The organism is Streptomyces sp. NPDC088147, assembly GCF_044741565.1.
GTDB lineage: Bacteria > Actinomycetota > Actinomycetes > Streptomycetales > Streptomycetaceae > Streptomyces.
Genome location: NZ_JBIUSY010000012.1, coordinates 154,640 through 161,432, shown reverse-complemented (window position 1 = coordinate 161,432; position 6,793 = coordinate 154,640). Strand labels below are relative to the sequence as shown.

6 protein-coding genes and 1 pseudogene are annotated in these 6,793 nt (G+C 71.3%); 4 read left to right on the top strand and 3 right to left on the bottom strand.

Features of this window, described 5'->3' with window-relative positions; all coding sequences use genetic code 11:
* Positions 1 to 345: pseudogene (locus ACIOGX_RS35125) on the top strand (2-oxoacid:ferredoxin oxidoreductase subunit beta); the annotation flags it as partial.
* Positions 346 to 387: 42 nt separating this feature from the next.
* On the opposite strand, the gene ACIOGX_RS35120 reads toward ACIOGX_RS35125, so the two are convergent.
* A complete protein-coding gene (locus ACIOGX_RS35120) occupies positions 388 to 759 on the bottom strand; it encodes a helix-turn-helix domain-containing protein (RefSeq protein WP_356516877.1) in 372 nt (123 codons plus the stop codon).
* A gap of 161 nt (positions 760 to 920) precedes the next feature.
* Between ACIOGX_RS35120 and ACIOGX_RS35115 the strand changes: the two genes are divergently transcribed.
* The 3 genes from ACIOGX_RS35115 (at position 921) to ACIOGX_RS35105 (ending at position 4,728) form a co-directional block, all read left to right on the top strand.
* On the top strand, positions 921 to 1,781 hold the full coding sequence (locus tag ACIOGX_RS35115) for an SDR family oxidoreductase (RefSeq protein ID WP_401918762.1): 861 nt from the start codon (positions 921 to 923) through the stop codon (positions 1,779 to 1,781).
* A 197-nt stretch (positions 1,782 to 1,978) separates the two neighbouring features.
* The gene (gene rarD, locus ACIOGX_RS35110) at positions 1,979 to 2,944 is read left to right on the top strand and encodes an EamA family transporter RarD (protein ID WP_401918768.1); all 966 of its coding nucleotides are present in this window, start codon (positions 1,979 to 1,981) and stop codon (positions 2,942 to 2,944) included.
* Between the two features lie 383 nt (positions 2,945 to 3,327).
* Positions 3,328 to 4,728: a M28 family metallopeptidase gene (locus ACIOGX_RS35105; RefSeq protein WP_356516625.1), complete on the top strand. Its 1,401-nt coding sequence runs from the start codon at positions 3,328 to 3,330 to the stop codon at positions 4,726 to 4,728.
* Positions 4,729 to 4,859: 131 nt separating this feature from the next.
* On the opposite strand, the gene ACIOGX_RS35100 is transcribed toward ACIOGX_RS35105, so the two are convergent.
* Positions 4,860 to 5,810, bottom strand: coding sequence for an ABC transporter permease (locus ACIOGX_RS35100; RefSeq protein WP_401918760.1), 951 nt, complete (start codon positions 5,808 to 5,810; stop codon positions 4,860 to 4,862).
* Positions 5,797 to 6,789, bottom strand: coding sequence for an ABC transporter ATP-binding protein (locus ACIOGX_RS35095; protein WP_356516629.1), 993 nt, complete (start codon positions 6,787 to 6,789; stop codon positions 5,797 to 5,799). Before ACIOGX_RS35095 ends, ACIOGX_RS35100 begins: the two co-directional genes overlap by 14 nt.
* Positions 6,790 to 6,793 lie beyond the last annotated feature (4 nt).

Below are 6,793 nucleotides of genomic sequence, written 5' to 3'. Positions count from 1 at the left end.
CTCGAACACGGACAGCCCATCCGCTTCGGCATCGACGGCCAGAAAGGCGTGGTCCGCGACCCCGCCACCGGCGACCTCCACGTCGTCACCGTCACACCCGACAACGCATCCCAGATCCTCGTCCACGACGCCCACACCACCAGCCCCACCACCGCCTTCGCGCTCTCCCGCCTCGCCGACCCGGACACGCTGCACCACACCCCCATCGGGGTGCTGCGCAGCGTCGAGCGGCCCGTCTACGACACCCTGATGTCGGACCAGCTGGACGCGGCCGTCGAGCGGCAGGGCAAGGGCGATCTGGCCACGATGCTCGCCGGTGGCGACACGTGGACCGTCGTCGGTTAAGGCGTCTTCAGGAACGTTCCGGTTCTCCGGGGCCCGGATCTCCTACGAGGTCCGGGCCTCGTCGTATGCCTGCCGGGCCTTGAACACGTCGTCCAGCCGTCGTTCCGTCCAGCGCCCCAGATCGCTCACGTACTCGGCGGCCTCCCGGCCCAGCTCGGTCAGGGAGTAGTCCACGCGCGGCGGGATCACGGGCTTGGCATCGCGGTGGACGAAGCCATCGCGTTCCAGGGTCTGGAGCGTCTGGGCGAGCATCTTCTCGCTGACCCCGCCGATCCCGCGCCGCAGTTCGCTGAAGCGGTAGGAGCGCTCCAGCAGCGCGCCGAGCACCAGCACGCCCCAGCGGCTGGTGACGTGCTCCAGGACGATCCGGGACGGGCACATGGACGGGCTGACGTCCGGCTGCCCCGCCCTCATGTTCTCCGGCTTCCACCAGTCCGCCGGCTTCCCCGGGTTTTCCCTTACGGCCATGCCAGTACCTTACTTCAAGGTGGGTACTTACGCCTGGTTAGTGCTGCCCTTAGGGTGAGTGACAGAGAGTGCCGATCCCGGCAAATCCACTCGAACTGGAGCCCCCCATGAGCATCGTCGTCACCGGAGCCACCGGACATCTCGGCCGCCTGGTCGTCGAATCCCTGCTGACCGACGGCGTCGCGGCCGACGGGATCGCCGTCGTCGTGCGGAACAAGGAGAAGGCCGCGGGTCTGGTGGCGCGCGGTGTCGAACAGCGGGTCGCCGACTACAGCCACCCCGAGACGCTGACGGACGCGTTCCGGGCCGGGGACCGGGTCCTGCTGATCTCCGGCAGCGAGGTCGGGCAGCGCGTGCCGCAGCACGCCGCCGTCATCGACGCGGCGCGGGCGGCCGGCGTGGCCCAGCTCGCGTACACCGGCATCCTGGGCGGGCCCGACGCCGATCTCCGGCTGGCCGACGAGCACAAGGCGACCGAGCGGCTGATCCTCGATTCCGGGCTGCCGTACACCTTCCTGCGCAACGGCTGGTACACCGAGAACTACACCGGGAACCTCGCGCCCGTACTGGAGCACGACGCCGTCGTCGCCGCCGCGGGCGAGGGCCGGATCGCCTCCGCCGCCCGCGCGGACTACGCCGCCGCCGCGGCGGCCGTACTGACCGGCGAGGGCCACCTGAACACGGCGTACGAGCTGAGCGGCGACACGGCGTGGTCGCTGGGCGAGTACGCGGCGGAGCTGTCGCGGCAGACCGGCAGGACCATCGCGTACAACAACGTGCCGGCCGAGACGGTGCTCGGGATCCTCACCGGCGCCGGCGTGCCCGAGCCGATGGCCGCGCTCCTGGTGGACGTCGACCACGCGATCGAGCGCGGACTGCTGGCCGGGACGACGGGGGATCTGGCCCGGCTGACCGGCCGCCCCACCACCCCGCTCGCCGACACGATCGCCGAGGCGCTCAAGAGCTGACACCCGGGCGCCTACGCGTCATGACCGTATGACGATACGGACATGACATCGCGGCCCGCGCGGCGCTACCTTCTTGGGGGCGCCGCGCCGGGTCGGCGCATGTGCGGCGGGGAGGGCCAGTGAAGGCGAAGGGCGACCAGCGGGCGGGACTGCCTGCCCAGCGGGCGGGGCTGCTGTACGGGATCGGGGCCTACGGGATGTGGGGGCTGGTCCCGCTCTACTGGCCCCTGCTCGAACCGGCCGGGGCGATGGAGATCCTGGCCCACCGGATGGTCTGGTCGCTGGCGTTCGTCGCCATCGGGCTGCTGGTGCTGCGCCGCTGGGGCTGGATACCGGAGCTGATACGGCAGCCCCGCAAGCTGGGGCTCATCGCCGTGGCCGCCCTCACGATCTCCCTCAACTGGGGTTTCTACATCTGGGCGGTCAACACCGGCCATGTCGTCGAAGCGTCTCTGGGCTACTTCATCAACCCGCTGGTGACGATCGCCATGGGGGTCCTGCTGCTCAAGGAACGGCTGCGGCCCGCCCAGTGGACGGCGGTCTTCATCGCCCTGGCCGCCGTGCTGGTCCTCGCCATCGGGTACGGGCAGCCGCCCTGGATCTCGCTCGTCCTGGCCTTCTCGTTCGCGACCTACGGCCTGGTCAAGAAGAAGATCAACCTCGGCGGTCTGGAGTCGCTGGCAGCCGAGACCGCGGTCCTGTTCCTGCCCGCGTTCGGCTATCTGGTGTGGCTGGGCGCGTCCGGGTCGGCCACCTTCGGCTCGGAGGGCACGGGCCAGATGGCCCTGCTCGCCGCCACGGGCGTGGTCACCGCGCTGCCGCTGGTCTGCTTCGGCGCGGCGGCGATCCGGGTACCGCTGTCGACGCTGGGCCTGCTCCAGTATCTGGCCCCGGTCTTCCAGTTCGTCCTGGGGATCACGTACTTCCACGAGGCGATGCCGCCGGAGCGGTGGGCGGGCTTCTCACTGGTCTGGCTGGCCCTGGCGATCCTGACCTGGGACGCGCTGCGGAACGCACGCCGTACGCGGGCGGAGGCGCTGCGCCTCACGGCGGAGGCGGAGGCCGAGGCAGCGGCGGCGGCGGCGGCGGCGGTAGAGGCAACGGCCCCGGCACAGGCGGGCGCACCGATCCCGGTCGCGGAGGAGAAAACGGCCGGGCGGTGAATCCGGCCGCCGTCCGCCTTCCGGACGAGCCGGAGTGCGAGCATGACCAGCCGTACGCGCATGACCAGCCGTACGCGGAGGAGCGCCGGGACTCGGGCGGCCGGGTACCGCCCGAGTCCCGTCAGGCCCACGACATGCCCCGAAACCGCCAGGGAAACGGGACATGTCCGGTCAGCGAACACCACTGACCGGTTTCCGCTCTTGACGGCGAGTCAAGCTCTCCCCGAGCATTCAGCACGCACAGCGCACCAACAGCTTCAGCACCACGATCAGCTTCTCGATCGGCACCACCGGCGCCACCAGCTCCAACGCCCCGCGCCATCGTCGCCGTGGGGCGTCTCGCACGTTCCGTCCTGTCCCCGTACGGAATCCGGAGCCCCCACATGAAACTCTCCGTTCCCGGAGCGCACCGCATACCCGGTCGGCCCGTCCGAACCGGCCGGATACCGACCCGCGGCGCCACGGCCGCGGTCGCCGGACTCGCGGTCGCCGGACTGCTCGCCGCCGCCGCGCCCGCCGTGTCAGCGGCGCCCGCCGCGCCTCCGGTCGCCAAGAGACCGGCACAGTCCGCGCCCGCCGCGCTCGCGGCCCCCGACATACCGCTCGCCAATGTCAAGGCGCATCTCACCCAGTTCTCGTCCATCGCCGCCGCCAACGGCGGCAACCGCGCCCATGGCCGCGCCGGCTATCTGGCCTCCGTCAACTACGTCAAGGGCAAGCTGGACGCGGCCGGGTTCACCACCTCCGTCCAGCAGTTCACCTCCGGCGGCGCCACCGGCTACAACCTGATAGCCGACTGGCCGGGCGGCGATCCGAACCAGGTCGTGATGTCCGGTTCGCATCTCGACTCGGTCACCTCGGGCGCCGGGATCAACGACAACGGATCGGGCTCCGCGGCCATCCTGGAGACCGCGCTCGCCGTCTCCCGGGCGCAGCTCCAGCCGGCGAAGCACCTGCGGTTCGCCTGGTGGGGCGCGGAGGAGCTGGGGCTGGTCGGCTCGCGGTACTACGTCAACAACCTGCCGACCGCCGAGCGGTCGAAGATCAGCGGCTATCTGAACTTCGACATGATCGGCAGCCCGAACCCCGGTTACTTCGTCTATGACGACGACCCGGCCATCGAGCAGACCTTCAAGGACTACTACGCGGGTCTCGGCGTCGCGACGGAGATCGAGACCGAGGGCGACGGCCGCTCGGACCACGCTCCGTTCAAGAACGTGGGCGTCCCCGTCGGCGGGCTCTTCAGCGGCGCCGACTACATCAAGACCGCCGCGCAGGCGCAGAAGTGGGGCGGCACCTCGGGGCAGTCCTTCGACCGCTGCTACCACTCCTCCTGCGACACCACGGCGAACATCAACGACACCGCGCTCGACCGCAACAGCGACGCCGTCGCCTACGCGGTGTGGACGCTGTCGGCGAACTCCTCCGGTCCGTCGGGCGAGGTCTTCGAGACCCTCGACGACGTCACCATCCCGGACAACGGCCCCACCATCACCTCGGCGGTGACCGTCTCCGGCCGTACGGGCAACGCCCCCGCCGCGCTCAAGGTGGGTGTGGACATCAAGCACACCTGGCGGGGTGACGTGGTCATCGACCTGATCGGCCCGAGCGGGACGGCCTACCGGCTGAAGAACTCCAGCGGCAACGACTCGGCCGACAACGTGATCGCCACCTACACGGTGAACGCGTCGAGCGAGACCGCGAACGGCGTCTGGCGGCTCCGGGTCCAGGACGTGGCCGCCCAGGACACCGGCTACATCGACAGCTGGCGCCTCACCTTCTGAACCTCCCGGCCTCTCCCCGGCCCCTCCGGGAACGGGGCGCGGCGCCTTCCCTGACCGCGACTGCCCGCGTGCTGCAATCTGTGCGCACGCGGGCAGCCGCACCTCCTCGCCGGAGGGGGACGCCTCGTGGCTCAGACGGTGATGTCCTTCGCCGTGAACCGCGCCCAGGCCGCCGAGCCGAACACCGCCGCGTACAGCGCCTGGAGCCCCAGGTTCCTGCCGATGTCGTCCCAGTAGAACGGCTCGCGCAGCAGATCCGCGAAGGACAGCCAGTGGTGCGAGAAGAGATACGGCTGTATCGCGTGCAACTGCGGGATCGTGTCCAGGATCTGCACCGTGATCAGCAGCCCGACGGTCGCGGCCATCGCCGCGATCCCGCTGTTGGTCAAGGTCGAGATGAACAGACCGACCGCCGCCAGCCCCACCAGCGAAGCGGCGACGACCACCGCGATCAGCAGGGCCCGCAGCAGCCCGTCGCCGAAGGAGATACGGGTGCCCGAGATGGTGGTGACCTCACCCAGCGGGAAGAGCAGCGCGCCGACGGCGAGCGCCGAGACCGCCACGACGAGCGTCGCGACCAGGCAGAAGGCCAGCGTGGACGCGTACTTGGCGAGCAGCAGTCTCGTACGGCCGGCCGGCGCGACCAGCAGATAGCGCAGCGTCCCGCCGTTGGCCTCGCCCGCGATCGCGTCGCCCGCGATGACCCCCACCGCCATCGGCAGGAAGACGGGCAGCGTCGCGGCGAGCGCGGCGAAGACCAGGAACAGTCCGTTGTTGGTGATCTGTGTCAGGAACGCGGGGCCGTTCGGCCCGCCCCCCGGCCCCACTCCCCCGCCGTCGCTCGTCTCGATCTTCACGGCGATCCCGATGAGGACGGGTACGGCGGCGAGCACACCCAGCAGCGCGAGGGTCCGCCAGCGCCGGAAGGTGGTGGTCACCTCGGAGTACAGCAGCCCGAACGTCCACCGGAGCCGGCGCTCCCTGTCCCGGGTCCCGGGCTCCACCGGTCCCGCGCCCGCCACATCCGGCACGCCCGCCCCGGCGCCCGCCACACCCGGCGCGCCCGCCTCAGCCCGCGACATCGAAGCCCTCCCCCGTCAGCGCGACGAAGGCGTCCTCCAGCGAGGCGCGCTCCTGGCCGAAGGCCCGTACCCGTACCCCGGCCCGTACGAGCGCCGCGTTGAGGTCGGCGGGGTCCACCGGCTCCGCCCCGCCCGTGGGCAGTTCGCCGCTCACCCGGTCCTCCGCCACGACCACATCCGTGACCCCCAGCTCCTTCAGCACCCGGGCGGCCTCGCCGGGGTCGGGGGTGGTCACGGCCAGCCGCCCCCGGGTCCCGGCCGCCAGCTCGGCGACCGGCCCCTGGGTGATCAGCCGTCCCTGGGCCATCACGGCGACGTGCGTGCACACCTGCTCGATCTCGTCGAGGAGATGCGAGGACAGGAAGACGGTCGTGCCGTCCGCCGCCAGCTCCCGTATCAGGGTTCTGATCTCCCGCATGCCCTGCGGGTCCAGACCGTTCGTGGGCTCGTCGAGCACCAGCAGCCCGCGCGGTCGCAGCAGCGCCGACGCGAGCCCGAGCCGCTGCTTCATCCCGAGGGAGTACGCCTTCGCCCGCTTGCCCGCCGCGGCGGTCAGCCCGACCCGGTCCAGGGCGTCGGTCACCCGGGCACGGCGGGTACGGGGGTCGGCGGTCGGGTCGGCGGAGTCGTACCGTACGAGGTTGTCCCTGCCCGACAAGTACCCGTACAGCGCGGGCCCCTCGATGAGGGCACCGACCTCGGGGAGCACGGCGCGGGCCGCGCGGGGCATGGGACGGCCGAGGAGCGAGGCCGAGCCCGCGGTCGGCTCGATCAGTCCCATCAGCATCCGGATCGTGGTCGTCTTGCCCGAGCCGTTGGGGCCGAGGAAGCCGAAGACACTGCCGGCGGGGACGGAGAGGTCGAGCCGGTCCACGGCGAGCTGCCCGCCGCGGTACCGCTTGGTGAGTCCGCGCGTCTCGATCACCGCGCGCCCGTCACGCACCTCGTGCGCATGGTTCTCGTCGAGCACGGCTGTCATCTCG

Excerpts from the sequence above, each read along its gene's own strand:
- ACIOGX_RS35100 (WP_401918760.1), bottom strand. The coding sequence starts at position 5,810 with ATGTCGCGGGCTGAGGCGGGCGCGCCGGGTGTGGCGGGCGCCGGGGCG.
- rarD (WP_401918768.1), top strand. The coding sequence starts at position 1,979 with ATGTGGGGGCTGGTCCCGCTCTACTGGCCCCTGCTCGAACCGGCCGGG.
- ACIOGX_RS35105 (WP_356516625.1), top strand. The coding sequence starts at position 3,328 with ATGAAACTCTCCGTTCCCGGAGCGCACCGCATACCCGGTCGGCCCGTC.
- ACIOGX_RS35120 (WP_356516877.1), bottom strand. The coding sequence starts at position 759 with ATGAGGGCGGGGCAGCCGGACGTCAGCCCGTCCATGTGCCCGTCCCGG.
- ACIOGX_RS35115 (WP_401918762.1), top strand. The coding sequence starts at position 921 with ATGAGCATCGTCGTCACCGGAGCCACCGGACATCTCGGCCGCCTGGTC.
- ACIOGX_RS35095 (WP_356516629.1), bottom strand. The coding sequence starts at position 6,789 with ATGACAGCCGTGCTCGACGAGAACCATGCGCACGAGGTGCGTGACGGG.